This is a genomic window from Mucilaginibacter sp. P5_A6, from assembly GCF_056400585.1.
Genome location: NZ_JBFUKZ010000008.1, coordinates 14,038 through 38,252 on the forward strand (window position 1 = coordinate 14,038; position 24,215 = coordinate 38,252).

The 24,215-nt window shown below is 42.3% G+C and carries 29 protein-coding genes; 18 read left to right on the forward strand and 11 right to left on the reverse strand.

Annotated elements, in window-relative coordinates; genetic code table 11:
* The first annotated feature begins 342 nt into the window (after positions 1-342).
* Positions 343-762, forward strand: coding sequence for a response regulator (locus AC1DO4_RS10295; protein WP_477401177.1), 420 nt, complete (start codon positions 343-345; stop codon positions 760-762).
* Here the strand turns inward: AC1DO4_RS10295 and AC1DO4_RS10300 are convergent.
* On the reverse strand, positions 759-1,532 hold the full coding sequence (locus AC1DO4_RS10300) for an MBL fold metallo-hydrolase (RefSeq protein ID WP_477415459.1): 774 nt from the start codon (positions 1,530-1,532) through the stop codon (positions 759-761). The genes AC1DO4_RS10295 and AC1DO4_RS10300 overlap by 4 nt on opposite strands.
* Before the next feature lie 85 nt (positions 1,533-1,617).
* On the opposite strand from AC1DO4_RS10300, the gene recJ reads away from it, so the two are divergent.
* The 3 genes from recJ to AC1DO4_RS10315 all read left to right on the forward strand — a co-directional run bounded on the left by recJ (position 1,618) and on the right by AC1DO4_RS10315 (position 5,710).
* On the forward strand, positions 1,618-3,318 hold the full coding sequence (recJ, locus tag AC1DO4_RS10305; RefSeq protein WP_477415461.1) for a single-stranded-DNA-specific exonuclease RecJ: 1,701 nt from the start codon (positions 1,618-1,620) through the stop codon (positions 3,316-3,318).
* Between the two features lie 121 nt (positions 3,319-3,439).
* A complete protein-coding gene (lptB, locus tag AC1DO4_RS10310; RefSeq protein WP_477415463.1) occupies positions 3,440-4,180 on the forward strand; it encodes an LPS export ABC transporter ATP-binding protein in 741 nt (246 codons plus the stop codon).
* A 6-nt stretch (positions 4,181-4,186) separates the two neighbouring features.
* Positions 4,187-5,710 (forward strand): GH3 auxin-responsive promoter family protein, encoded by a 1,524-nt coding sequence (locus AC1DO4_RS10315; protein WP_477415465.1) that lies wholly within the window; start codon positions 4,187-4,189, stop codon positions 5,708-5,710.
* Positions 5,711-5,771: 61 nt separating this feature from the next.
* On the opposite strand, the gene dinB is transcribed toward AC1DO4_RS10315, so the two are convergent.
* From dinB to AC1DO4_RS10330, 3 genes are all read right to left on the reverse strand, one after another.
* Positions 5,772-6,890, reverse strand: coding sequence for a DNA polymerase IV (gene dinB / locus AC1DO4_RS10320; protein ID WP_477415467.1), 1,119 nt, complete (start codon positions 6,888-6,890; stop codon positions 5,772-5,774).
* A gap of 76 nt (positions 6,891-6,966) precedes the next feature.
* Positions 6,967-7,146, reverse strand: a complete 180-nt coding sequence (locus tag AC1DO4_RS10325; RefSeq protein WP_477415469.1) for a hypothetical protein — start codon at positions 7,144-7,146, stop codon at positions 6,967-6,969.
* Between the two features lie 46 nt (positions 7,147-7,192).
* Entirely contained in the window at positions 7,193-7,315 is a 123-nt protein-coding gene (locus tag AC1DO4_RS10330) for a hypothetical protein (RefSeq protein ID WP_477415471.1), read from the reverse strand.
* A 105-nt stretch (positions 7,316-7,420) separates the two neighbouring features.
* Between AC1DO4_RS10330 and AC1DO4_RS10335 the strand changes: the two genes are divergently transcribed.
* Both AC1DO4_RS10335 and AC1DO4_RS10340 read left to right on the forward strand, forming a co-directional pair.
* Positions 7,421-7,558, forward strand: a complete 138-nt coding sequence (locus AC1DO4_RS10335; RefSeq protein WP_477415473.1) for a hypothetical protein — start codon at positions 7,421-7,423, stop codon at positions 7,556-7,558.
* 317 nt (positions 7,559-7,875) lie between these two features.
* Entirely contained in the window at positions 7,876-8,475 is a 600-nt protein-coding gene (locus AC1DO4_RS10340) for a GIN domain-containing protein (RefSeq protein ID WP_477415475.1), read from the forward strand.
* Positions 8,476-8,614: 139 nt separating this feature from the next.
* Here the strand turns inward: AC1DO4_RS10340 and AC1DO4_RS10345 are convergent, their stop codons facing one another.
* Positions 8,615-9,151 (reverse strand): hypothetical protein, encoded by a 537-nt coding sequence (locus AC1DO4_RS10345; protein WP_477415477.1) that lies wholly within the window; start codon positions 9,149-9,151, stop codon positions 8,615-8,617.
* Between the two features lie 270 nt (positions 9,152-9,421).
* Here AC1DO4_RS10345 and AC1DO4_RS10350 point away from each other — a divergent pair, with 270 nt between their 5' ends.
* From AC1DO4_RS10350 to AC1DO4_RS10360, 3 genes are all read left to right on the forward strand, one after another.
* The gene (locus tag AC1DO4_RS10350; protein WP_477415479.1) at positions 9,422-10,024 is read left to right on the forward strand and encodes a Crp/Fnr family transcriptional regulator; all 603 of its coding nucleotides are present in this window, start codon (positions 9,422-9,424) and stop codon (positions 10,022-10,024) included.
* Between the two features lie 112 nt (positions 10,025-10,136).
* Entirely contained in the window at positions 10,137-10,556 is a 420-nt protein-coding gene (locus AC1DO4_RS10355; RefSeq protein ID WP_477415482.1) for an ester cyclase, read from the forward strand.
* A 56-nt stretch (positions 10,557-10,612) separates the two neighbouring features.
* Positions 10,613-11,581, forward strand: a complete 969-nt coding sequence (locus AC1DO4_RS10360) for a zinc-binding alcohol dehydrogenase family protein (protein ID WP_477415484.1) — start codon at positions 10,613-10,615, stop codon at positions 11,579-11,581.
* An 89-nt stretch (positions 11,582-11,670) separates the two neighbouring features.
* Here the strand turns inward: AC1DO4_RS10360 and AC1DO4_RS10365 are convergent, their stop codons facing one another.
* Positions 11,671-12,489 (reverse strand): CPBP family intramembrane glutamic endopeptidase, encoded by an 819-nt coding sequence (locus tag AC1DO4_RS10365; RefSeq protein WP_477415486.1) that lies wholly within the window; start codon positions 12,487-12,489, stop codon positions 11,671-11,673.
* 129 nt (positions 12,490-12,618) lie between these two features.
* On the opposite strand from AC1DO4_RS10365, the gene AC1DO4_RS10370 reads away from it, so the two are divergent.
* Entirely contained in the window at positions 12,619-13,035 is a 417-nt protein-coding gene (locus tag AC1DO4_RS10370; RefSeq protein WP_477415488.1) for a helix-turn-helix domain-containing protein, read from the forward strand.
* 845 nt (positions 13,036-13,880) lie between these two features.
* The gene (locus AC1DO4_RS10375) at positions 13,881-14,426 is read left to right on the forward strand and encodes a YciE/YciF ferroxidase family protein (RefSeq protein WP_477415490.1); all 546 of its coding nucleotides are present in this window, start codon (positions 13,881-13,883) and stop codon (positions 14,424-14,426) included.
* A gap of 407 nt (positions 14,427-14,833) precedes the next feature.
* Here AC1DO4_RS10375 and AC1DO4_RS10380 read toward each other — a convergent pair whose 3' ends face one another.
* Both AC1DO4_RS10380 and AC1DO4_RS10385 read right to left on the reverse strand, forming a co-directional pair.
* Positions 14,834-16,177 carry a tetratricopeptide repeat protein gene (locus AC1DO4_RS10380; RefSeq protein ID WP_477415492.1) on the reverse strand — a complete coding sequence of 448 codons (1,344 nt, stop codon included), beginning with the start codon at positions 16,175-16,177 and terminating at the stop codon, positions 14,834-14,836.
* 224 nt (positions 16,178-16,401) lie between these two features.
* Positions 16,402-16,842: an Hsp20/alpha crystallin family protein gene (locus AC1DO4_RS10385; RefSeq protein WP_477415494.1), complete on the reverse strand. Its 441-nt coding sequence runs from the start codon at positions 16,840-16,842 to the stop codon at positions 16,402-16,404.
* Positions 16,843-17,283: 441 nt separating this feature from the next.
* On the opposite strand from AC1DO4_RS10385, the gene AC1DO4_RS10390 reads away from it, so the two are divergent.
* Positions 17,284-18,174, forward strand: a complete 891-nt coding sequence (locus tag AC1DO4_RS10390) for a patatin-like phospholipase family protein (RefSeq protein WP_477415496.1) — start codon at positions 17,284-17,286, stop codon at positions 18,172-18,174.
* 284 nt (positions 18,175-18,458) lie between these two features.
* Positions 18,459-18,689, forward strand: coding sequence for a DUF4287 domain-containing protein (locus AC1DO4_RS10395; RefSeq protein ID WP_477415499.1), 231 nt, complete (start codon positions 18,459-18,461; stop codon positions 18,687-18,689).
* Between the two features lie 92 nt (positions 18,690-18,781).
* Here the strand turns inward: AC1DO4_RS10395 and AC1DO4_RS10400 are convergent, their stop codons facing one another.
* Positions 18,782-19,774: a hypothetical protein gene (locus AC1DO4_RS10400; protein WP_477415501.1), complete on the reverse strand. Its 993-nt coding sequence runs from the start codon at positions 19,772-19,774 to the stop codon at positions 18,782-18,784.
* 115 nt (positions 19,775-19,889) lie between these two features.
* On the opposite strand from AC1DO4_RS10400, the gene AC1DO4_RS10405 reads away from it, so the two are divergent.
* The gene (locus AC1DO4_RS10405) at positions 19,890-20,291 is read left to right on the forward strand and encodes a hypothetical protein (protein ID WP_477415503.1); all 402 of its coding nucleotides are present in this window, start codon (positions 19,890-19,892) and stop codon (positions 20,289-20,291) included.
* Positions 20,292-20,318: 27 nt separating this feature from the next.
* Here the strand turns inward: AC1DO4_RS10405 and AC1DO4_RS10410 are convergent, their stop codons facing one another.
* Positions 20,319-21,203 (reverse strand): PhzF family phenazine biosynthesis protein, encoded by an 885-nt coding sequence (locus AC1DO4_RS10410; protein ID WP_477415505.1) that lies wholly within the window; start codon positions 21,201-21,203, stop codon positions 20,319-20,321.
* A 102-nt stretch (positions 21,204-21,305) separates the two neighbouring features.
* Between AC1DO4_RS10410 and AC1DO4_RS10415 the strand changes: the two genes are divergently transcribed.
* Both AC1DO4_RS10415 and AC1DO4_RS10420 read left to right on the forward strand, forming a co-directional pair.
* Positions 21,306-21,674 (forward strand): winged helix-turn-helix transcriptional regulator, encoded by a 369-nt coding sequence (locus AC1DO4_RS10415; protein ID WP_477415507.1) that lies wholly within the window; start codon positions 21,306-21,308, stop codon positions 21,672-21,674.
* Positions 21,675-21,713: 39 nt separating this feature from the next.
* The gene (locus tag AC1DO4_RS10420) at positions 21,714-22,187 is read left to right on the forward strand and encodes a hypothetical protein (protein WP_477415509.1); all 474 of its coding nucleotides are present in this window, start codon (positions 21,714-21,716) and stop codon (positions 22,185-22,187) included.
* Between the two features lie 11 nt (positions 22,188-22,198).
* Here the strand turns inward: AC1DO4_RS10420 and AC1DO4_RS10425 are convergent, their stop codons facing one another.
* The gene (locus AC1DO4_RS10425) at positions 22,199-22,609 is read right to left on the reverse strand and encodes a DUF1801 domain-containing protein (RefSeq protein ID WP_477415511.1); all 411 of its coding nucleotides are present in this window, start codon (positions 22,607-22,609) and stop codon (positions 22,199-22,201) included.
* 298 nt (positions 22,610-22,907) lie between these two features.
* Here AC1DO4_RS10425 and AC1DO4_RS10430 point away from each other — a divergent pair, with 298 nt between their 5' ends.
* Both AC1DO4_RS10430 and AC1DO4_RS10435 read left to right on the forward strand, forming a co-directional pair.
* The gene (locus AC1DO4_RS10430) at positions 22,908-23,483 is read left to right on the forward strand and encodes a TerD family protein (protein WP_477415514.1); all 576 of its coding nucleotides are present in this window, start codon (positions 22,908-22,910) and stop codon (positions 23,481-23,483) included.
* Positions 23,484-23,491: 8 nt separating this feature from the next.
* The gene (locus AC1DO4_RS10435; RefSeq protein ID WP_477415516.1) at positions 23,492-24,166 is read left to right on the forward strand and encodes a TerD family protein; all 675 of its coding nucleotides are present in this window, start codon (positions 23,492-23,494) and stop codon (positions 24,164-24,166) included.
* The last annotated feature ends 49 nt before the right edge of the window (positions 24,167-24,215 follow it).

Here is a 24,215-nt window from a genome sequence, read left to right on the forward strand (position 1 = left end):
GAGTTGCCTGCAATGATTATGGCTTTGGTTTTATGGCTTTGGAATTACTTTTAAGAAGCCTAAAAACCGCCATCTGCACGTATGAAATTTGCATTTTAAAATAGTTATCAATAAAATGTGATTTTTATTGATCGCAAATACCAAATGAGAAATTATTCAGTTAAAATATGATGCTTTATACCCGAAAAATCTATTGATCAGATTAAGAATATTGAAAAATTAAGACGTTCTTAGCCGAAAATTTATCACCCTGCGTATGAAACAATTATTAAAATACAACTTTTAGGGGTATAACCTTTTAATTTATTGTTCCGTATAAAGCATATCGATTTTAAACGAAGTATGACAATTAACACAAAATCCGTTAGTGTATTATTGGTTGATGATGATGAGATCAATAACTTCATCTCCATTAAATTAATAAAAAAGGCCTTATTAAATACCGAAATTATGGCCTGCCTGAACGGTAAATTTGCTATTGAACAACTATCAGAGATCCAGAGCAAAGACCCAGGTAAATTGCCCGATTATATATTACTTGATATTAACATGCCTATCATGAACGGATGGGAATTTTTGGACGAATACAAACGCTTAAACCTCGATCCATTAGGCAAAAGCAAAATCTTTATCATATCATCATCTGTATTTAGTAACGATATCAATAAAGCACGCTCATACCCATTGGTTAAAGATTTTATCAGTAAACCGCTCAACGTAGAAAAGATCAAGGAACTTTTTGAGGTTCAATCCCAGGATTAAGCAGGCGTAACTTTAAAATGTTCGCCGCCATCATCACTGCTTACATTGCCAATGGCAAATGATTTGGCATGATAAAACAGGCATGTCCATCCTTCTTCCGATGCTAATTTCCCATAGCCTTCACGCAGCTGCATTGCTTTGCGCCCGTCCATATCATATTTTGCTATAAACTTCCTTATCAGTTGCTCGGGTTCCGGTAGTTCATCGCCACCAAAAAGCACCTTAGTACCCTCTATATCTATCCAAAAAACCTGGTGAAAGGGACAATGTCCGCCGGATAGTTCATATCTTATTCCGGGTGCCAAATCGCCGCTACCTTCTACCAAAGTAATGTTAGCACCTTGCAAAGCTTCAAAGATCTCTTTATGATAGGACGAGGACTTCCCCGTTATCCCAAACTCCCACTCCCCTTTTTGTATCACATGCCTGGCCTGCGGAAAGCTGGGTTCCAGTTTGCCATTACGCTCGACTACCAAACCGCCAGAATGATCATAATGCAGGTGCGACATCAGTACCAAAGTAACATCATCAGGGTCGAAACCCGCATTGCGGATGTTTTGATGCAGAATGAGCTCATCGCGGGTATCTTTAAAGCCAAGTCCGGTATCTAATACGATGAGATCATGGCCGGTTTTTATCAGGAAAGGGTTTACATGGATGAACAATGAACCCGGTCGGTCCCTGAAATTATCAGTCTCGGGGTTAAAGGGGATAAATTTTTTAGTTGAATCAACTGAATATGAGCCCTCTCCTAACGCGAAAATTTCCATAGCAACGATGTGTCAGATTTTGAATGTAACTTTGTCTGTTTAAAAAGTCAATAAGTATATTTACTGTTTTAAAAGGCACAAAGATATGAATAAACGTTGGGCGGTAAGGGATAATGCTGATGAAGTATTGGTAAGCAAATTAGCCGCCGAACTTAACATTGATACCGTTTTAAGTACCTTACTGGTTAACAGGGGGATAAGCAATTACGAGGAAGCCCGTTACTTTTTCAGGCCCGATCAGCGCCACCTGCATGATCCATTCCTGATGAAGGATATGGAGAAAGCCATTGAACGCATTGAAACTGCAATGGCCGCCGGCGAAAAGATATTAGTATACGGCGACTATGATGTTGACGGCACTACAGCAGTAGCTACTGTTTATGGTTTTTTTAGCAAGCGGTACACAAACCTGGAATATTATATTCCCGACCGGTATAAAGAGGGTTATGGCATATCAACCGAGGGAATAGATTATGCAGCCAAAAATGGCTTTACCCTCATCATTGCGCTGGATTGCGGAATTAAATCAGTGGATAAAATTGCTTATGCCCATACTTTTGGTGTTGATTTTATTATTTGCGATCACCACCTTCCAGGTGCCGAACTGCCTGCCGCTGCCGCTGTACTTGATCCCAAACGTTCCGATTGCGAATATCCGTACAAAGAACTATCAGGTTGCGGAATTGGGTTTAAACTGATACAGGCTTATGCCGAAAAAAACGATATTGCCTTTGAAGAGGTAACCATTTATCTCGACCTGGTTTGCATCAGCATATCCTGCGATATTGTACATATCACCGGCGAAAACCGGGTGCTGGCGTATTTCGGCCTGCAAAAAATAAATACCGGTCCTTGCATCGGTGTAAAAACATTAGTTGAGATAGCCGGCAGAAGCACAGGTAACTTAACCATATCTGATGTGGTGTTCCTGATAGGTCCACGCATTAACGCGGCCGGGCGTATTGATGACGCCAAGCATGCGGTTGAACTGTTGATAGCCTGCGACGAAAACGTGGCGAAAGCAAAAGGCCTTATGATCAACACCCGCAATACCGAGCGGAAGGGGCATGACCTAAGCATCACCGATGAAGCCCTGGGTATAATAGATAATGACGAGATCCTGATAGGCAAAAAATCAACCGTGGTATTTAATAAGGACTGGCATAAGGGCGTTATTGGCATTGTTGCATCACGCCTTACCGAAAAATATTATCGTCCAACCATTGTGCTTACGCAATCAAACGGCCACGTGGCGGGTTCGGCACGTTCTGTTCTGGGGTATGATCTTTATGAGGCTCTTTGCGGGTGCAAAGATCTGCTGATCCAGTTTGGGGGCCATAAGTATGCAGCAGGCCTAACCATGCATCCCGAAAACGTGGAAGCGTTTAAGGACAGGTTTGAACAAGTGGTAAGCGCCACCATATTGCCCGAACAATTAATTCAGCAGATACAAATTGACGCCGAATTACGTTTAAGCCAGATAGAACCGAAATTTTTCAGGATATTGAACCAATTTGCACCTTTCGGGCCCGAGAATATGGCGCCTATTTTCATAAGTAAAAATGTGTATGTTAGCGGTAATGCGGGGCTGGTAGGTTCGGCGCATATAAAAATGGCCGTAATGCAGGAAGGCTCGGCAGCGTTTGACTGTATTGCCTTTAACCACGGCGAATACCTGCCCCTGTTAAAAAACGGCGTTCCGTTTGATATTTGCTACAGCATTGAAGAAAACGTTTGGCGTGAGAGACGGACGATACAATTGAACATAAAAGGCATAAGATTTTAAGTCAAAAAAAAAAATCAAAAGTCAAAAACAGGACGGCTTTTGATTCACCATAATGGTCTGATTGAAAAGCTAAGCCGCGCATTGGTTTTGGCTTTTGAATTTTGACTTTTGAATTTGCAACATGATACTAAGAGCAGAAAATTTAGTAAAGAAATACAAACAGCGCACCGTTGTTAACGACGTATCCTTCGAAGTGGCGCAGGGTGAGATAGTTGGTTTGCTGGGGCCGAACGGCGCGGGGAAAACTACCTCATTTTATATGATTGTGGGTTTAATAAAGCCCAATGAGGGTGATATTTTCCTGGATAATAAAAATATTACCGGCGATGCCATGTATCGCCGTGCGCAAAAGGGCATTGGTTACCTGGCGCAGGAGGCTTCCGTTTTCCGCAAGCTTTCTGTAGAGGACAATATAAAAGCTGTACTGGAAATGGGTACCATGCCTAAAGACAGGCAACGTGACAAACTGGAGGAACTGATAGATGAGTTCAGCCTGCATAAAGTACGTAAAAACCGCGGCGACCTGCTATCCGGAGGTGAACGCCGCCGTACCGAAATTGCCCGCGCCCTTGCTGCCGAGCCTAACTTTATTTTGCTGGATGAGCCCTTTGCGGGGGTTGACCCAATTGCGGTAGAAGAGATCCAGGCAATGGTTGCAAAACTGAGGCACCGCAATATTGGTATCCTCATTACCGATCACAACGTACAGGAAACCCTATCAATTACAGACCGCGCTTACCTCCTTTTTGAAGGTAAGATCCTGGAATCGGGTGTGCCCGAGATATTGGCTGAGAACGAAATGGTGCGTAAGGTATACCTGGGTGCAAACTTTGTTTTAAAAAGAAAAGTATTTCCTCAATAAGCTTATATGACAATTTTCAACTCCGTATTTACATGGTTTATGAAGAAGCGTATCCACCAGATAGAGCTTTTTATGAAATATCCTAATGAAGTACAGGAGGAATGGTTTGAGCAGCTGATATCGATGGCCGAAAGCACGGAATGGGGCCGCAGGTATCATTATAAAAGTATTGATAACCTTACCCAGTTTAAAGAGCGGGTGCCTATCCAAACTTACGATACGCTTAAGCCCTACATCGAGCGGATGCTCAAAGGCGAAAAAAACGTACTCTGGCCGTCAGAGATCCGATGGTTTGCCAAATCATCGGGTACCACCAGCGACAGGAGCAAGTTTATCCCCGTAAGTGAGGAGGCGCTGGAAGAATGCCACTTTAAAGGCGGCAAAGACCTGCTTACCATCTATTTTAATAATCAGCCAAATGCCCGCATGTTTACGGGTAAAATCCTCACCCTGGGTGGCAGTCACCAGGTGAGCCCGCTAAGTGCCGATACTTCTTTTGGCGACCTCTCTGCGGTGATCATGAAAAACCTGCCCCTTTGGGCCGAATTTCACCGAACACCCGAACTGGATATAGCCTTACTGGAAAATTTTGAAGAGAAGATTGAAAAGATGGCCATTGCCACTAAAGATGTGAATGTAACCAGCATCAGCGGCGTGCCTACCTGGAACCTGGTATTGTTTAAACGCGTACTGGAGATCACCGGCAAAAAGAACCTGCTGGAGGTTTGGCCCAACCTGGAAATGTATTTTCACGGGGCAGTTAATTTTACGCCCTATCGCGAGCAGTTTAAAAAGCTGATCCCCAGCGATGATATGTATTACCTGGAAAACTACAACGCATCCGAAGGTTTCTTCGGCATCCAGGATACCAAAGAGCCCGGCGATATGTTGCTGATGCTTGACTATGGTATCTTTTACGAGTTTTTACCGTTGGAGAACCTGCATGATGAAAACCCTCAAACGCTTACGCTTGATGAAGTGGAGCTGGATAAAAATTACGCGCTCATCATCAGCACCAATGCGGGCCTCTGGAGGTACATGATTGGCGATACCATTAAATTTTCATCGCTGGCGCCTTTCCGGATCCGGGTTACCGGCAGAACCAAACATTATATTAATGCCTTTGGCGAAGAAGTTATTATTGACAATGCCGAGCAGGCACTGGAAGAAGCGTGCCGTCAAACCGGCGCTATCATTCGCGAATACACAGCTGCCCCGGTATACTTTAACGGCAACGACTGCGGTGCCCACGAATGGATTATTGAGTTTGAAAAGAAACCTGCCGAGTTTGAACGCTTTGTTGACCTGCTGGATGAAACCTTGCGCCGCATCAATTCCGACTATGACGCCAAGCGTTTTAAAGACCTGGCCCTGCGCCGGCCGATAGTACGCCTTGCCCCCGAAGGCACCTTTTTTAACTGGATGAAGGAAAAAGGCAAACTGGGCGGCCAGAACAAAGTACCGCGTTTAGCAAACGACCGCGAGTATGTAGATGCTATTTTGAAGGTGATGGAGCTGGTAGGCTTATAGAGCCACGAGATTAGAATCGGCAGATAAGACCAGCCGGGACCTTACTATAAGTTTATCCCTCCTATAACTTCAAAGTTAGCTGATCTCCCGGACCGGCTTCTTTTTCCTCTTTATGTTTAGGTACAATATCACCAAAGTTGGATAATGAGATGCCCAATAGCCTGATGCGGCTGTCCTCGGGGTTGGTGGCTGCTATGAGTTGTTTGGCCGTTTGGCTGATGGTGTCCAGGTCGTTAAAAGCAGTGGCGAACGATTGGTTGCGGGTGATCTGCCTGAAATCGCTATATTTTACTTTGAGGGTAAGGGTCCGGCCTTTCAGCTCATATTGAACCAGGCGGTTGTGAACGGTTTGGGCTATTTTATCCAGCTCAATTTCCATTTCGGGCAAGGTTGTAAGGTCATATGCAAAGGTGTCCTCGGCACCTAATGATTTGGTTTCGCGATGGGGCTGCACTTCGCGGTTATCTATGCCACGCACTATCTGGTAGTAAAACCGGCCGGGCTTACCAAAGTGCCTGGTCATTTCCTCCTCGCTGAGTTTCTTGAGATCGGCGCCGGTGTGCAGGCCCATTTGCTTCATTTTTTGTGCAGTTACCTTCCCTACACCAAAAAACTTCTCAACCGGCAAAGCCTCCATAAAGGCCTCAATATTTGATGGCCCGATAAACTTCAGGCCATCAGGCTTGTTGATATCCGATGCTATTTTGGCTACAAATTTATTGATAGATACCCCTGCGGATGCCGTGAGGTTCAGCTCGTCTTTAATGGCTTGTTTTATCTGCCTGGCAATGTCAATGGCCGAGCCTATGTTGAGTTTATCGTTGGTTACATCAAGGTAAGCCTCATCTAAAGAAAGCGGTTCTATCAGGTCGGTATATCGGCTGAAGATTTCCCTGATGTGCTGCGATACTTCCTTGTAAGCCGCAAAGCGCGGCCTTACAAACAAGGCATGCGGGCACAGCTGCAAGGCCCTTTTTGATGACATAGCCGAGCGAATGCCAAACTTACGTGCCTCATAACTGGCTGTTGCAACAACACCGCCACGGCCCTGCGGCAAGCCACCAACCACCAAAGGTTTGCCCCGGTATTCCGGAAAATCCCGCTGCTCAACAGACGCGTAGAAGGCATCCATATCAATATGGATAATTTTACGGATGAGCTGTATGGGTTGGTTTGGCATCGGTAATGCAAATATAAGCACCGCGGCTTCCAAAAAGGAATCCGGAATTTCTAATCACCCGGCCTTTACTACAGTATTAGTGATTAAGCTTTTTTGCACCCCGCTTATAGATCCCCTTTACTCCTGTTTTGGCAGGCTCTGCCTCCTGCCTGGCATTTGCCCGAACGTGGATCTTATCATCCTTTCCTTTTGTATCGCCCGTGCTTCTATAGGCCAGGGGAATCCATTCCAGGTTAAGTTTATACCCGCTATTCATAGTCATGCTATTTTAATCGTATCTATCCGAATATCCGCATTTAATCTCAAAAATCAAGATCTTTCGCTTCGGCTAAATAAAGTAACGAGCCAGGATCTCCCCAAAACCGTTCCACCGGAACGCCTGGTACGCCCCGAACGCCCTGGAACGCCTTGGCGTTGATTATCAATACTTTACATTTTGTCAAAACACAGCATGGAACACCATTTATACTGGCTATCAACAACTTATCGTTTTTACAAATTGACACTTTTATACCTAAAACCCTAATAAAATGAAACTTAATCAGGCATATTCCCGCTACCGCCCAGGCCGGGCTTTATGCATACTGCGCCGGGCCTTACGAATGGTAAAAGCATCACTAACAGACGAAAAACCATTGCCGACATCGTGCCATTTTACACAGTCGTAAAATAAAATTAATGGTAAATATTCCGGTTAAGCAATTAAATAAATCCTTAAAGTCAAGCTATATCGAGTTATATTAATTTAAATCAAGATATATTAACATCATACCGCCTGCTAAAAAACGCATCAAAAAAACTTAGTGTAATAATTACACTAAGATGAATAATTTAACCCGAAGAAACCACACCTTTGCAGTGGAAAACAGGACACCAGTATATAACCCCACAGGGCGACAATATCGGGTTAAAATTGGCCCCGTTTTTTGGTTGTATTCATAGATAAGCAATACAATTAATTAACTCACAATTAAAAAATAAAACAATGAAAACCAAAATTTTATCCGTAATCACAATGTTTATTGTTGTGTTAGGATTAACAAAATCAACCTATGCCAACTCATTAACAATTGATGCCTTCACCGTATTAAATGATATCAGCACCATCAATAAAATAGAAGTTCACGGCAATGTGGAGCTATACATCTCTGATGCAACTCAAGACCAGGTAAAAGTTTATAATAAATACTACGCCGAACGCGCCTTGGTTCAAACCAAAAATGGCGTACTAAGCATTGCCTCATACACCAACGAAAAGCTGGTAGTTTGGGTAAGCGCTGCCAACCTGCGTTCCGTTTCGGTATTTGATAACTCCTCCGTAAAATCATTCGGTAAACTATCAAAAATTGAATTTAACGTCGATTTGCACAATAATGCCGTAGCCAGCTTAAACTTAGATGCTTTTAGTACTACCGTAACCGTAAAAGATCATGCAATAGCCGAATTAAAAGGCGCTACCGAAGAATTAAACCTTAACAGGGCAATCCAGTCGAACGTTATAAGCAACAGCTTTGCGGTAAGCCACTTAGTTGAAAACAAAGCCATTTTTACTGCCGGTATGAGCAGCAATACAATTGGCATGTAAGTACCAGACTTTTGCAAAAGTCCATCATATATTACAGGAGCTATCTGCTAAGCAGGTGGCTTTTTTGTTTTGGGGGAATTTGTTTCGGTCCTCTCCTACCGTCGAGGTGCGAAGCAATCCCTACTCCCGAAAAGGACAGTTAATCAAAGACAAAATTAGGACTGAAGTATTGCTTTACAAAAACCGTATCCCTGATAGATGGATCCGACACGCCTTGTAATATCACTTTACCTTCAAGCAGCCATCGTGCCTGGTCTGCCCGCTTTTCCGGCGTAGTGTTTACCCCTTTTACATAACCGTCTGCCGGTTTAAAAAGGACCAGGTTACAAGCCGGGCACGACTGGTTGAAAAGTACCCGGCCGGCCAACAGGTCTGCCTTGGTCAGCTCAAAGCTGTTTCCCTGCATAGGAGTTTTTATATAGATAGAAGTTGAGAAACCGGGAGATTGCTCTTTAAACCAGAATAAACGATAAGGGCCTGGCTTAAAACTGTTGTCGGCATTTAAGTCCGCTTGTTCCGTAAACAGATATTCGCAACCGGCACCGGATTTGCAGGAGGTTAAATTTTTATCATCAATTTTTAGCTCGTTTCGCACATCGCTTTTTTTAGTGCAGGATAAAAACAGTGTCATCCCGGTGAGCAGGCCGAATAACAGCAGATGGTATTTGTTTTTCATTGTTGTGTGATATTTATACTTGTTACGACGGCATAAACAGATGTGATACAGCATCCTATGTTACCTTTTTGTTAACAACTATGATGCAAGCGTAATTCATAAAAGGTGGCCATCGGCACTTACCCAACCCTGATAGCTGGCGCGATAATCACCGCTCATTGTTGCCTGGTTTTTACCCCTGGTGCACATGCCGCTTACCTTTGCCCGCTATGACACATAAACATGTTATATTTTGATAAAATTTTATGCTATTGTACTTATCTTTCATGAATGTTAGCCACTAAAGATGCATCAATAGCAAGTTTGATAAAATATTTTAGCAACTACTTTCCGCTTAATAGTAAGGAATGTGATGAATTGATGTCGCGCTTCACCGAACGTAAGGTTAAACGTCGTCAATTCATTTTGCAGCAGGGCGATGTGTGCAGTCACTTTACATTCGTTGTTTCCGGCTGCCTGAAAATGTATGCTGCAGACAAAAACGGTAAAGAGCATAATATTGAGTTTTCGGCAGAAAATGACTGGATTATTGATTTGAGTAGCTTCTATTCTGAAAAGCCAAGTCAGCTGTACATAGAAGCTATCGAACCAACTATTGTGTTGCAGATTAAGCATGATGATCTTTTAAATTTGTATATCAACCATCACAAATTCGACCGCAATTTTCGGATCATTATAGAAAAAAAATACATTGAGTTGCAAAACAGGGTACTTCAAAACATAAGCTCGACAGCTGAAGAACGGTACGGGTTTTTCCTAAAGCAGTATCCCAACCTCAGTAACCGTCTGCCCAATACACAAATAGCCTCTTACCTGGGCATTACTCCTGAATTTCTAAGCACAATCCGCAAAAGCCTTGCCCATAAAGGCTAACCCTTAAACTATCTTAAGGGTATTTCTTAAAGTTGTTTATTGGTTGGCCAGGCCCGGAATGGTCACCTTTGTCCTGATTTAACAGATAGTTCAATTAAAACATATAACCAACATGGTAACCGAAAATAATAAAGCCATTATGCACCGTTTTGTGGAGTTCATCAATACCGCCAATGAAGCATTGGCAGATGAACTGATTTCCCCGGATACCGTATTTTACGTACCGGGACGCCCCAACCCCATGCGCGGCTCCGCAGGCTACTTAGAGATTATACATATGATGCGCTCAGGCTTCCCGGATATCCAATGGACACTGGACGACATGATAGCCGAAAACGACCAGGTGGCGGCTCGTTATACAATGCGCGGAACACATCGGGGCACTTTTTTTGGTGTACCAGCCACCGGGAAATTAATTGAAGTAGGAGCTATCAATTTTTACCGTTTTTCGGGCAGCCAGATAATTGAAGAATTTGGTCAGCCGGATCTTCTTGACTTATTGCAGCAAATTGGCGCAGTACCGGCGACCTGATTGAAAGAGGCTGATTTATTGAGACCATATTTTAAACAACACCCTGGTAGTAGCATATGAAAGCAGCAGTATTATTAAGTGCGGGCGGTCCCGAAAATTTTGTTATCCGGGAAAGGCCATTGCCCAATCCGGGAGACGGCGAGGTATTGGTTAAAATAAAAGCGTTCGGGTTGAACAGGTCAGAACTGATGACCCGCAAGGGCCTGTCACCGGGAGTGATCTTTCCGAGGGTACTTGGTATTGAATGCGTGGGCGAAGTTGAAACCGATCCCGGCAGAGAATTGAAGACAGGGCAAAAGGTAGCCGCCTTTATGGGAGGCATGGGCCGGGATTTTGACGGCAGCTATGCGGAGTATGCGGTACTGCCCAGGTCTATTCTTTATCCTTTTGAGAGTCGGTTATCGTGGGAACAGCTTGGAGCTATACCCGAAATGTTTCAAACAGTGTATGGTTCGCTCCATCTTGCGCTGAAGATCCAAAAAGATGAAACCCTGCTCATCAGGGGCGGCACTTCTTCTATCGGAATGCTGGCCACACAGCTTGCTAAAATAAGCGGGCTCAGGGTTATTGCTACTACCAGGAATCATCAAAAGGAACAACTCCTGTTGCAGAACGGCGCCGATCATGTCCTGATCGACGATGGAAGTTTAGCTGTTAAGCTAAAACAGCTCTTTCCAACAGGTGTAAATAAAGTGCTGGAACTGGTTGGTACTTCCACATTGAAAGATTCACTTGCGTGCGCTGCGCAGGGAGGCACCGTTTGCATGACCGGTATGTTATCCGAACAGTGGTCTATTGCCGATTTCGCGCCGATGGAATATATTCCCGCTACCGTCAATCTCACCGTTTATGATAGCGGTCAAATTAGGGTCGGCAGACAACATTTTCAACAATTTATCCGGGATATTGAGACCGGGCTCATAAAACTGAGCATCGGCCGTACGTTTACACTTGATGAAATTATTGCAGCACACATGCTGATGGAAAGTAATACCGCAGGTGGAAAAATAGTTGTACTGCCGTGATGAATTAAATTGAGGTTCAAAAAATATAGCAGAAGAGCCGATAACCAGCGCCGGAGAGTTCGAGTCTCTCTTCGGGCACTGAAGCCTTTTTACTTTAATGTAGAAAGGCTTTTGTTTTTCCTTATAAAAACCTCCGTCCACCCAACAGCACCTATTAAAACAATTATCTGTAGTGCTAAACCTATATGCTCAGTTCTGGCAAGGTCGGCTTTAGAAGCAACTTCTACATAACCTACTTTCCAAACTGAGTTTGCGTTGCCACTTATGCCAATAAGTAATTGACCTATGTTTAGTGCGACATGTATCCCTATTGGCATAGAGATACCACGAGACCATATTGCTGACAAACCAAATACAAAGGCCCAAACAAACGGCCCAGTAAATGATGTGTATACACTCCAACCATTTAATACATGGTAACCAGCAAAAGCAAGCGCTGTGGCAAGTTGAGTTGCACGTAAACCAAATAGCTTATTCAGTTTTAAAAAAGGATAAGCCCTAAAGCCAACTTCTTCCATTAACGCTAACGGAAGAAGTGTAAGGCAACCGAGGAATGTTGCGTTGCTAGTTCCTTTGCCATTTATTTGAATATGAAGGCTGGTAAAACTAATTAAGGCAAACACCATCAACGTAAATATTAGCGCACCGATAAAAAGCCCTTTAATAAACCTTAAAAAAGTGCCGGCCTCCCAAATAAGTCCGATACTTTTAAATGATATTTTTTCGAATTTTATAAATATCCAGGTCGCGATAAAGGCTCCAACGGTTCCGAAAGAGCCATATAATAACCGGGATAATTTAGCGGAAAAAAAAGAAGCTAATAGCCCGCTGGCTGCAAGCAGGATTAGAAATACCGTCCAGAATAAAATACTTTTAACGAGTGCATTTATGTTAGAATGTTTTTCCATGTTAAAATAAATAAAGTATTGCTATTAAATTTACTGTCGTGGCAAATGTATTACCTTAAAAAGTAGAAATTTAACGTCATTTGTGTTTGGCGTAAGAATGTCGTAAACGTAATTTCACTATTACAAAGCATGCATCTGGTAAAAGAAGAAATCGCGCAATTGGTTAAAGGTGGTCGTATATCCAAAGGTTATACTCAACAAGAACTTTCAAAACGGACAGGTATTAGCCTGCGATCTGTACAGCGGATAGAAAATGGAGAGGTATTACCAAGGATGTATACATTAAAAATATTGTCAAAGCATTTGGACTTTTCTCTCGAACAAATACAAAATGGTAAAAATGAATTGAAGGTAGCTGTTTCTCAACGTGCCAATAAGCCCCAAAAAGTTATATTAACATTGGGAAGTGGAATAGTTATCTTGTTATTAACCGGAGCGTTTGTGGCCCAATCACCTAGATTTCCCGAAACACAGTTTGAATCTTTTCTGCTGATGGCTATTGTATTAGGGTGCTATGCCCTTATCCTTTTCAGGATATGGAAGTAAATAGATCTGAAAAGTAACATTATTTACTTCCTTTTCAAAGCTACGATCTTCCTGCAGTCATCTATAAAAGAGTTCGACATCTGTACCTTTGGGGTCACGTTGGTGTTGTCACAATTGCCATTAACCCTATTTTCTTAGCACGTTATATGTGCGGCTATGTGCTATACTGTTTTCCATACAACTTTAAGTTTTAACATTACACTACTTGTTGCTTTTGATAGAAAACCACCCCTCTGTTCCCCAGAGGCTGTCTAAAAATAAAAAAACAGACCGTCACACGGGTAACCACCAGGATAATCCTGGAAAAAATGGGGATGACGTTGGTTTAAACCAAGCAATCGGCTTTGCATGCTGGCAACGACTCACCCCGGCTACGCTTCGCTGGCCGACCCTCTCTTCAACTTCGTTGGAAAGAGGGTTTAAAACATTTTTATTAATTTTTCAAATCCCCTCTATGCGCGAAGCGGAGAGAGGGGTGACAAGCGCAGCGATGTCGGGGTGAGTCGGCTCGCCGCTATGCTGAAACATCATTTCAGTTTCACGAAATTTTACAATTCATATTATAGGTTATTTAAAACATATACTGATAATCAATAACTTATAAACGCGTCATTATAAGGCACGAAGCAATCCCCAACTATATGCAGATCGGATTTACAAAGCTACTCTGTAAGGTGGGGATTGCTTCGTACCGCAATGACGCGTGGATATATGCTTCATTAGAAGTCTAAAAACATTTAATAAATCATTTTTATACAGCCTCTCAGTAATTAATATTGTTGATAAACAGGTAAAACTGGCATTAGCTTTGTATTCTTTCATCATACCTTAAAAACACATTTATCATGGCAACTACAAAAACAAGGGCACCCGAACAAACAACCGATGTACATGATTCTGCATTAAATGAATTATTTTTGGATGAGTTAAAAGACATTTATTGGGCCGAAAAACACCTGACCAAAGCCTTGCCAAAAATGGCAAAAGCGGCAACCTCAGATAAGCTACGTGCTGCAATAGAAAACCACCTGAGTGAAACGGAACGCCAGGTTACCCGCCTGGAAGATGCCTTTGCATCGCTGGGCGAAAAAGCAGTTGGCGTAAAATGCGAAGCTATGGCCGGTTTACTGAAGGAGAGCGAAGAAATTATTGCCGAAACTGAAAAACACAGCAGTACCCGTGATGCCGGCCTCATCTCTGCCGCTCAAAAAATTGAGCATTACGAAATTGCCACATACGGAACGTTAAAAACACTGGCCAGCGTACTGGGTTACAACGAAGCTGCGGAACTGCTGGATTCAACCCTGCAGGAAGAAAAAAACTGTGATAGCCTGCTTACCCAAATTGCCCGGGCCGGTATAAACCAGCGATCAAAAACAGAGAAAGCCTAAGGCTTTGCTTAGAGGCTGTCTAAAAATGATTTATTAAATATTTTTAGACTTCTAATGAAGCACATACCCACCGTCATTGCGAGGTACGAAGCAATCCCCGCCTTACAGGTAGTTTTGCAAATCCGACATGTATTTTGGGGATTGTTTCGTTTCTTATAACGACGTTCTTGCAAGTTGTTGATTTTCAGTGCTATTTTTTAATATAATCTATGTCATTGCGAGGCACGAAGCAATCGCATACTGTACAGAGCGGATTTGCACAGTTCGCGATTGCCGCGCTGCGCTCGTATGACATTGTTGTTGTTGTGTCCTAAACCCAAAGCGTCATCCCCGTTTTTTCCGGGCTCTTCTTTTGATGCACGGTTCCTTTGCGTAAATTTTAAAGGTGCAACAGAACTTAAAAGCCTTTACCCTTCCAATACCCCTAACTTTTCCATTTTTGCGTGGCAAAGCTCCGTTAATGCCAACTTTACCATTGGCTGAACGCTAATAAGGTTGTTTTTTATGATGGCATTCATATACATATCGGCGCTATCAATATTATCAACTGCGGTAAAATAACGGCACATACAGGCGTAATAGTTTGCAGCCTCGGTAATGTGGAATACTTTGCGGTCGCGGTATAAATAATTAAGATCTATTGTACCATCAAATACCTCCAGGACACCCTCGGGCGTGCCTGCATCAATGAGCAAATTTGCATAACACACCTTGGCGGGTAAATAATCAGGAAACCTAAAATACATTTGTATAGCTACCTTATCGCTTTCTTTATACTGGTTATTGTAACTAAGCGCCGATTGTAACAGTGAGTAAAATGGTGCTGCATCAGCATATTTAACAATTGCCTTCCGTAATCCTTTTATTGCTAATTCAAAGTTATGGTCGCCCAATGCTATATCCAACAAGCGGTAATATTCCTTTTCCTCCTCCGGGGTATCAAATTTTACATATGCTGTTTCGGCCCCGTCATCGCTCAACCGGTAACCTAAACCAATAAAGGGCTCTTCGAGCGACTCCTTTGCCCTGGGTGTCCTCAGCTTATCATCATAAGCTATGCTAATTTTCTCAAAAACCTGCAGTACAGCTTCCAATACAACCGACTCAACATCTTCTTCATCCACATCATCTTCTTCATCCTCGTCATCTTCCCAGTCGTCATCTATATCATCAAAATCTTCATCCAGATCTGCTATTTTAAAATTACCTGCACCTGCAGTTTTGGTAAGCGTGCTGATAACGGCTTGTATTTTATGCGGGCTATCATTGGGACCCGGTACGTAATTGGGTATACCATCTATACCAAAATCCAATTCTATAAATTCCACATCGTCGGTATCCTCTTCCAAAATAAAGCGGGCAATTTCAAAATCCTTATGGGGTTTAAATCCATATTCTTCGGCAAAAGCAATACCGCCATAAATAATATTGTGCGCAAGTGAATATTCACACGCTTCCCAATCAGGCATCTTGCGTTTTAGCAGTTCATAATCAGCCGGAAGAAGATTAAATTCGTAAAATGTATCTTTAAGGCCAAGGCAAAACATATCCACTAAATATAATCCTGCCGTTATATTGCCGTTTTTATGTTTACGTGCAACAACAATATTGCAGATTCCTGCACTTTCCCAATCTTCATTTATAATGCATTCTACAATTGGCAACAAGCGTGCATTGTTCCTTATATAATTTTCTGCACTTTGCTGCACAGGTTTTAATGCAATAACCTTCCCTTTTTTCTTTTTAGCCATCGTAATTCAATCTGTAATACTCAAAACTAAAATAAACGGTGTTATTCTTCCTTAGTTGATAATAATTTTTTTAAGCTATTACCTTGTGCGGTTATTGCTTTCGGCGGAGCCCTATACGTAGCAGGCGAGCGGATGACTTGTATCCTTTAATCTGCAGAATTACAGTACCTACGCCAATAAAAAAGGTCGCCWTTTGGCGACCTTTTTTATTAACATTGAATGGATTATTTTAGCTCTATTTGGCGGCTTTGGGTTTTAGCTTCTTCTTTTTTAGCCACGTCAATTTTAAGCACACCATCTTCATAGGTTGCATCTATCCGGTTGTAATCGGCCAGTTCGGGCAAAGTAAATGAGCGCACGAAAGAGCTATAGCTGAACTCGCGTTTATTATATACGCGCCCGCTATTGGTATTTTCGGTTTGCTGCTCAACCGAAATGTGCAACATATTACGATCAACATTGATTTTAAAATCCTGCTTTTTCAAGCCTGGCGCACCCAGTTCGATATGATAACTTTCATCAGATTCGCTGATGTTTACAGCCGGAACCCGGGCTATCATACGATCATTAAAAAAGGTGTCGTTAAAAATGGATTCAAAAACGTCACTAATGCCTGGCATTGCGGCGTTACCTGGTTGGTTTCTGTTAAATTTAACCAGTGTCATTGCCTTTTCTCCTTAAATTGATTTAAAATAAATAAACATTAAACCTGGATAACTATCCACTTAATTGTATCAAGTAGAATGCCAAACAGGGCTAAAACTGCCGGGGTTTGTACCCAATGGAAAAAACGACAGCATCCGGGGTGAAAGAAATTCAGCCGGTATGTCAATTTTTCATTTTCTGCTGTTTTGTTTGCGACTGGGATCTTAAAAAATGTCGCTGTCAATAAATAATTTCACTATCGGCAATAATATCATCCGGTGTACCATGCACCAACATGGCTGGATAATTGATGATAGTTTAATGCTACTTATTTTATAAACCCATCGGCAGTAGCCTTAAATCCTTTAGATATTACTTCTGCTTCATTGTAGTCTCTTATTTGTTACTTTTACCAGGCAGGTTAATATCACGGCTATCAATAAAACCTTTATTATTATTAAATGAAACAAAACGTATCTTTAGTACTATCGGGTGGCGGCGCCAGGGGCATAGCTCACATTGGTGTAATTGAAGAATTAGTGAGGCAGGGGTTTAACATTACCTCGGTTGCCGGTACATCAATGGGGGCTGTTGTTGGCGGTGTGTATGCCTTAGGGCAAATGGATGCCTTTAAAAACTGGCTTTTTACCCTTGATAAGCTAAAAGTATTTGGCCTTATTGATTTTAGCTTCAGCGCACAGGGCATGGTTAAGGGCGATAAGCTATTTAATACCATTAAAGCGTTCATCAATGACGCCAATATTGAAGACCTTACCATACCATATGCAGCTGTGGCGGCCGATATTATTAATAAAAAAGAAGTGGTTTTTACCGAAGGGAGCATATACGATGCTATCAGGGCGTCTATTGCCATACCAACGGTATTTACCCCTGTAAAGCATGCCGATGGTTTACTTGTTGATGGCGGCATTATTAATAACCTGCCTATTGAGCATGTTAAAAGAAGTGCCGGCGATATACTGGTGGCCGTTAATGTAAATGCGATGATACCTGTTGACAAACCGGTGGTATCCCAAAATGCGATGGAAGTAAAACATTCCATTTACCGGCAAAAGATCAGGGATTTTTACAGCTATCTTTACACCGTGAAGCCATCTGACCACACCGAAAAGCTGGGGTATTTTAACGTGATCAATAAAACCTTAAATTTAATGACCTACCATACCACCCGGCTTGCTCTTGAAAAATATTCGCCAAATATCCTGATCAATATATCGCATGAATATTGCAGCACCTATGATTTTTATAAAGCCGAAGAAATGGTAGAAACCGGCAGATATGCCGCTTTAAAATGTATTAAAGCCTACAAAAACAGCCTCGATAAAATATGATAATGGAGAATTGCTACAGGAAATCGCTTTTTAAATTAAAAAAACGGGAGGCGCCTACGGAGCCAGGCTTTGGGGCTTTCTTGCGCTATAAACACGTGACTCCCACGGAGTCAATGATATACCAACCATTTCCAACTCCAGCGGAGTTATGTGTTTATAGTGAAAAAATATTTTATTCTTTGGCTCCGTAGGTGCCTCCTTTTTAAAGGCAATTTCCCTCGGGATTGCTATGCACAATGCTTACAATTATATATATTTAGGTTAATAAACCGATAAAAGCTATTATGTCATTCCAGGGATATTTAAATACTATTAAAACAAAAACCGGCAATGGTCCCGCTGATTTCAGGATCCTTGCCGAAGAAAAAGGCTTCACTCAAAATGGTATACTAAAGGCCGATGTAAAAGCAGGCGATATTGTAAAATGGCTTAAAGAAGATTTTGAACTGGGCCACGGCCATGCCATGGCCATTTACGAATTGTTGAAAGGTATGAAGAACGAGCACAGCGATTAATGATAGCAGGGATGCGGATTTGCATCTTATTCCTGGCAACTATTCATCCATATTCCGGCCTGGTTTTCGGCTTTATGCCTTCTGCATTTAGCTTATCTCAGCTTTTGCTTCATATCAAAATGCTCTACGGTTTTAATGCCCGTTGGCCACTCGTTAAAGGCGGCATACAAAACACACTTATTCTCCTGGTCAAGCCCGGGTATGGTTTTGTCAATCACCTTTCTTATCACTTCGTTTTCTTTTTTAATGGCCGTAGTATCCTTTAGTTTGATATTGGTAAGATAATATATCATCGGGAAATCGCCCTCGGGGGTGGGCTGGTTAAATATCCTTATTATTTCCAGATGTGTGGGCGCATCCTTTATAGCTAATGGGATGCGGTACCTGCCCGATACTTCGTTTAAAACTGTGTTGTAAAACCCGCTTATTTCGGTTTCCGCATCATATTTCCATATAGTGCATGGCCGGGTACAGTCAATGGCCGATGCAGCGGTGTTAAGCGCATTAACCAGGTAACCTTTGGCATAACTTGCTTTGGCAGCCTCATAAAGCTGTGGCGTGTTTAGGCCATTTTTGGCATAAGCGCTTTCATCAAGCTGGTTAAGTTTCCAGCCATAATCGTACTTGCAATAAATTGCCGTTATCATGTATTGATTGGGGATATTCTTAGGCACAAAACAGGCAATGTACATTTCTTTAACACCACCGGGGCAGTACAATTTATAATTGGCGTTACCCTTTAAATTAGCGTTAATGGTATCGCCATGAATGTAATGGTTTACTATATAGTACTCATCAAGCAGGGTGTAAGTACCCTCTTTAAAGCGGTTACTCGCCAGTTCCACCTGCCGTTTTCTGCCAGTGCCGGCAATAAAATCCTGCGACATGATAAACTCCAGCTGTGCTTCATCGTTTGTTTTAAGTGCATTAAATAACTTATTATTCAAATCATGGAAACGGCTTTGATCTCCTGAGCTTATCTTATCATTTTTATAGATCCCCGGAGCGGGTGGCGCGCAGCTTTGTAAAACAAAAACAGTTAATAAAAAAAAGAAGATCCGGTTTAGGGAATTAATATATTTCATTATAAATTGTAAAAGGTTGTTGCTACGATAATACATATTTAATAGCTATTGAGCAAAATTTAGTGTAGCATTTTCATTACCATGTGCGTAACTCTATTAACAAACCTGAGTATCAATGAAAAAATTATTATTGATAGGCATACTCGCCCTTTTATTTAGCTGTAAAAAAGATAACACTGCCAACAACTTAAACCTCACCGGCAACTGGGAGTACCGCGGCACAACGTGTTATTGTGCCCCACCAACTGATAGCAGTGCATATAAACCAGGTAACGGCACCGTTTACAACTTTTCGGCCACCAATTACAAATATTATCTTAAACACGCGCTACGGAAAAGCGGGACATACAAACTGTTTAAAGAAAAGGTAAACGGGACCGAGCTAAACCGCATCATTTTTGATAGTGATTATAGCAGCGAGGCAAAATATATAGGATTTATCGGAAACAAGTTTAGCCTGGGCGGTGCTATTGGGAGCGCCGCCGATGCACCGGTGGATTATTATGAAAAACAATAATACTTATTTAGCCGCCTGATCCATTTTTTACAGGTATATAATTCCTTCCATAACGATAACAGAAGATCCGCTTACCCAAATACCATCCTCCGAAACTTTAACATGAATTGATGAAGGGTGCTTAACCGCCCTACCCTGCAAAATCCGGTAATCCTGCTCCTGCTTAATATACCCTAACTTTTCCAGGTAACCGGCCAAAGGTCCGGCTGCTGTACCTGTTGCCGGATCCTCATCAATCCCGATACCGGGGTTAAAAAACCTTGTTTCGGCAACATATCCGGCATCCGGGTTATTGGTGGTAAACAGGTAGTAACCTTCAAAACCATATTTTTCAGAAGCCTGCTTTAAAAGCGCTTTATTGGGTACCGCGTTTTGTAATGTCTCCAGATCTTTTACCGGCACCATTAAATGCGCAACTTCTGTTTCAACTACGTTAATTTCCCAGCCGTTTAAATTTAAATCTTCGGATTTTAGCCCCACGGCTTTAGCAACCACATCAGCAGGTACTGTTCTGATTACTTTAGCCGGTTGTTGTTTCATCGCAACGTACGGGAGACCAGCATCTTCGGTCACCCGGAGCGGGATCCTTGTATCCTTTATAATTACCGATGGCGGCCCGTCCTGGTGTTTAAAAATATCCCAGCCCTTTATTAAAGCCAGGCATACCGCGCCTAACAGGTTATGCCCGGCGCCAATTACTTCAAATTCTGCAGGGGTGAAAGAGCGTACCTTTAATGCATTTTCTGTTGTTGAATAGCTTACAAAAGAAGTTTCGGAATAGCCAAATTCTCTTGAAATAGCATGGTACTCGCTTAGTTCAAGTTCGTCGTCGCTATAAACTATCGATAGTTGATTGCCTTTATATCTCTGATCTGTAAATACATCGAGCACGTAATAATTAAGTTTTTTCATTTTTATTTAATTAACCTGATGCCAAAATTAAAACGGGATAGTTTATTTTTGTTATGAGTTAACTAAAGGTAACCGGTTACCTTTAGTTAACTATCAATTATTATGGCCACTATCAACTTAAACGGAACTATCCAGGAAGCAAGCTGCGACCAGGAGTTAGCTGCCATTAAAGACAGCCTCGAAATATTGGGCGGGAAATGGAAACTAAGGATCATGCGCCACCTGAATAACCGCTCGGCCGAGAAAAATACATTTAAAAAGCTACAACGCGAAGTTGAAGGGATTTCGGCCAAAATGCTATCTAAAGAATTGCAGGACCTGGAATTGAACCTGCTTATTTCCCGAACGGTAATGGATACACGGCCTATCACCGTAAATTATTCCATTACCGATTATGGCCTGAGTGTTTTACCCGTTACAGAAACATTAGTACAATGGGGATTAAACCATAGGCAAAAGATCAAAGCCTGATGTTAGTATTAATACATTTTTTAATATATTAACCCAACCATGTCAAAAGAAGAAGTATCCGATCTGCTCAGATTCCTTTATGAATTTTCGCCGGAGGTAAGGGGAAAGGTATTGTGGCTGCGCGAATTTGTGTGGGATTTATACCCGCAAGCCAATGAGCTTATTTACGATAATTATAATGCTTTGGCTTTCGGCTGGTCGCCTACAGAAAAGCTGGGGCATACTTTTTGTTCCATAGCGGTATATCGCATCAACGAAGGCGTACACTTTGGCTTTTACTGGGGATCAGAACTTGCCGATCCGCAAAAGCTTCTGTTAGGCAACGGTAGCCAATACAGGTATATATTTGTAAAAAGTTTAGACGACTTTCCGCGCGATTATATCACCGCCCTGGTTGAGCAAGCCTGGGAAAACTCACTGGCAAAAATCAAAAACCCTAAAGACATTGTTGAGGGAAAAACCATTACCAAAATGACATCGCCGAAAAAAAGAGAAAAGAAGGCGAAGAAGTAAACCACAACATGCTACTTTTCCACCAGGGCCAGCCAATCCAGTATCACTTTCCTGATCCGGGCTTCCTTGCTTTTCAAATCATCCATATCCTTTATATACACCAACCTCCGGCCATCGGCGTAATCGCCCTCTAATAATCCGCTTTTATCATTAACCTTTGCCCCTCCCGGGAAAACCAGCAGGATGCGTTTATGCAGGTTCATCACAATAATGTATCTTTTATATTCCTTTGGATTGAAGGGTTTCATCTCACCGGTATACAAAAAACTTGGCGCATTCCATTTTATTTCCTCGCCAATTTCCGGGTGGGTGCTCAAAACAATCTGCCGGATCGTTTTCACAATTTCGGCAACCGGCGCCTCCAGTTTTTGGATGTATTCTGTTACCTGTTCAGTGTTTGATTTGGGTGGTAATTTTGCCATGATTGTTTGCAGGTTTATCGGAAATCAAGTTAAGATTTTTTTCGCGGAAAGACCCTACAACAGAAAGCGGCTATCATTATCAGGAGGTAGCTATTACCCGAATTCAATGGCGTCCTGTCGCGAAACTCCCTGATATTTAAGGCAAACGCCAGGTTCTCTCTCTTCATTTTTTATTCATATTTGGAAATCAAAAAACATATATCTTAGTCTAATATTTCGGGCCTCAACTGAGGCAAAATACACATGCATTTTCGTAACATTATTAGGGTTTGCATGTCTTTATATAAACATAATAACAATGGCTATTAATCTTCAAAAAGGACAAAAAATAGATATCGGATTGTCAAAAATGACAGTTGGTTTGGGCTGGAACCCCAACGAAGGCACAGGTTACGATTTCGACCTGGATGTATCGGCAATTATGATAGATGCCAACCGTTTTGTACCCCAGGATGAGTTCTTCGTTTTTTATAATAATGTCGACTCTCCCGATACCGCGGTTCACCATACCGGCGATGATCCATCGGGCGGTAACAGCGATGGTGGCGATGATGAATCCATGAATATCGACCTGACTAAGGTAGATGCCAAGATCCAGGAAATATTATTTGTGGTAACCATCCACGAGGCGCAGGCCCGCAGGCAAAACTTTGGCCAGGTGCGCGATTCTTACATCCGTATTATTGATGAACAAACCGGCAGCGAAGTTTGCAAATACGAGTTAGGCGAGGATTTCTCAATCGAAACAGCTATCGAATTTGGCAGGCTGTATCGCCGCAGCGGGGCCTGGAAATTTGAAGCATCGGGCGTGGGCTATAAAGAAGACCTGGCCTTCTTTTTAAGTAAATATTTTAAAGGACAGATTATTAAATAAGCAATACAATGGCAATAAATCTGGTAAAAGGTCAAACTATTGATCTTCGTAAAAATGATAAAGGCGAAAGCTTCGATCTGTCTTCGGTAACCATTGGTTTAGGTTGGGATGTAAGGCAAAACCACAATGGCGGCGGCTTTTTAGGCAAACTATTTGGCGGTGGCGGCGAGGAGGTGGAATATGACCTTGATGCTATAGCTTTCCTGTTAGATAAGAATGGAAAGGTAGCTGATAGGGGCCGCACCTGGCAAAAACCCAATGGCAATAAAGTAAGCTTATATGAAGGCGATGTGGTCTACTTCAATTCCATGAGGCATCCATCAAACCATATCTGGCTTACCGGCGATAACCGTACCGGCGCCGGCGATGGCGACGATGAGCAGATCATTGTAAAACTTGATTCACTTGACCCAAAGTTCGACCGTATCCTGTTCATTGTAGCCATATACCAGGGTCAAAGGAACAGCCAGCACTTTGGCATGGTTGATAATGCGTTTATCCGCGCGGTAGATAATAGCGGCAAAGAGATAGCTAAATTTAGCCTATCCGGCGACGCTACCTATAACGGCATGTGTTCAATGAAATTTGCCGAGGTTTACCGCAAAGATGGCACCTGGAAATTCCGCGCAATTGGCGAACCGTTTGCTACCGATAATTTTTTAGAGCTGTTGAAACAGTACTAAGTATGGAGTCGTTAGTCGAAAGTTTTAAAAGGAAATGCTAAATTGCGGC

Excerpts from the sequence above, each read along its gene's own strand:
- AC1DO4_RS10295 (WP_477401177.1), top strand. The coding sequence starts at position 343 with ATGACAATTAACACAAAATCCGTTAGTGTATTATTGGTTGATGATGAT.
- AC1DO4_RS10300 (WP_477415459.1), bottom strand. The coding sequence starts at position 1,532 with ATGGAAATTTTCGCGTTAGGAGAGGGCTCATATTCAGTTGATTCAACT.
- recJ (WP_477415461.1), top strand. The coding sequence starts at position 1,618 with ATGAATAAACGTTGGGCGGTAAGGGATAATGCTGATGAAGTATTGGTA.
- lptB (WP_477415463.1), top strand. The coding sequence starts at position 3,440 with ATGATACTAAGAGCAGAAAATTTAGTAAAGAAATACAAACAGCGCACC.
- AC1DO4_RS10315 (WP_477415465.1), top strand. The coding sequence starts at position 4,187 with ATGACAATTTTCAACTCCGTATTTACATGGTTTATGAAGAAGCGTATC.
- dinB (WP_477415467.1), bottom strand. The coding sequence starts at position 6,890 with ATGCCAAACCAACCCATACAGCTCATCCGTAAAATTATCCATATTGAT.
- AC1DO4_RS10325 (WP_477415469.1), bottom strand. The coding sequence starts at position 7,146 with ATGAATAGCGGGTATAAACTTAACCTGGAATGGATTCCCCTGGCCTAT.
- AC1DO4_RS10335 (WP_477415473.1), top strand. The coding sequence starts at position 7,421 with ATGAAACTTAATCAGGCATATTCCCGCTACCGCCCAGGCCGGGCTTTA.
- AC1DO4_RS10340 (WP_477415475.1), top strand. The coding sequence starts at position 7,876 with ATGAAAACCAAAATTTTATCCGTAATCACAATGTTTATTGTTGTGTTA.
- AC1DO4_RS10345 (WP_477415477.1), bottom strand. The coding sequence starts at position 9,151 with ATGAAAAACAAATACCATCTGCTGTTATTCGGCCTGCTCACCGGGATG.
- AC1DO4_RS10350 (WP_477415479.1), top strand. The coding sequence starts at position 9,422 with ATGTTAGCCACTAAAGATGCATCAATAGCAAGTTTGATAAAATATTTT.
- AC1DO4_RS10355 (WP_477415482.1), top strand. The coding sequence starts at position 10,137 with ATGGTAACCGAAAATAATAAAGCCATTATGCACCGTTTTGTGGAGTTC.
- AC1DO4_RS10360 (WP_477415484.1), top strand. The coding sequence starts at position 10,613 with ATGAAAGCAGCAGTATTATTAAGTGCGGGCGGTCCCGAAAATTTTGTT.
- AC1DO4_RS10365 (WP_477415486.1), bottom strand. The coding sequence starts at position 12,489 with ATGGAAAAACATTCTAACATAAATGCACTCGTTAAAAGTATTTTATTC.
- AC1DO4_RS10370 (WP_477415488.1), top strand. The coding sequence starts at position 12,619 with ATGCATCTGGTAAAAGAAGAAATCGCGCAATTGGTTAAAGGTGGTCGT.
- AC1DO4_RS10375 (WP_477415490.1), top strand. The coding sequence starts at position 13,881 with ATGGCAACTACAAAAACAAGGGCACCCGAACAAACAACCGATGTACAT.
- AC1DO4_RS10380 (WP_477415492.1), bottom strand. The coding sequence starts at position 16,177 with ATGGCTAAAAAGAAAAAAGGGAAGGTTATTGCATTAAAACCTGTGCAG.
- AC1DO4_RS10385 (WP_477415494.1), bottom strand. The coding sequence starts at position 16,842 with ATGACACTGGTTAAATTTAACAGAAACCAACCAGGTAACGCCGCAATG.
- AC1DO4_RS10390 (WP_477415496.1), top strand. The coding sequence starts at position 17,284 with ATGAAACAAAACGTATCTTTAGTACTATCGGGTGGCGGCGCCAGGGGC.
- AC1DO4_RS10395 (WP_477415499.1), top strand. The coding sequence starts at position 18,459 with ATGTCATTCCAGGGATATTTAAATACTATTAAAACAAAAACCGGCAAT.
- AC1DO4_RS10400 (WP_477415501.1), bottom strand. The coding sequence starts at position 19,774 with ATGAAATATATTAATTCCCTAAACCGGATCTTCTTTTTTTTATTAACT.
- AC1DO4_RS10405 (WP_477415503.1), top strand. The coding sequence starts at position 19,890 with ATGAAAAAATTATTATTGATAGGCATACTCGCCCTTTTATTTAGCTGT.
- AC1DO4_RS10410 (WP_477415505.1), bottom strand. The coding sequence starts at position 21,203 with ATGAAAAAACTTAATTATTACGTGCTCGATGTATTTACAGATCAGAGA.
- AC1DO4_RS10415 (WP_477415507.1), top strand. The coding sequence starts at position 21,306 with ATGGCCACTATCAACTTAAACGGAACTATCCAGGAAGCAAGCTGCGAC.
- AC1DO4_RS10420 (WP_477415509.1), top strand. The coding sequence starts at position 21,714 with ATGTCAAAAGAAGAAGTATCCGATCTGCTCAGATTCCTTTATGAATTT.
- AC1DO4_RS10425 (WP_477415511.1), bottom strand. The coding sequence starts at position 22,609 with ATGGCAAAATTACCACCCAAATCAAACACTGAACAGGTAACAGAATAC.
- AC1DO4_RS10430 (WP_477415514.1), top strand. The coding sequence starts at position 22,908 with ATGGCTATTAATCTTCAAAAAGGACAAAAAATAGATATCGGATTGTCA.
- AC1DO4_RS10435 (WP_477415516.1), top strand. The coding sequence starts at position 23,492 with ATGGCAATAAATCTGGTAAAAGGTCAAACTATTGATCTTCGTAAAAAT.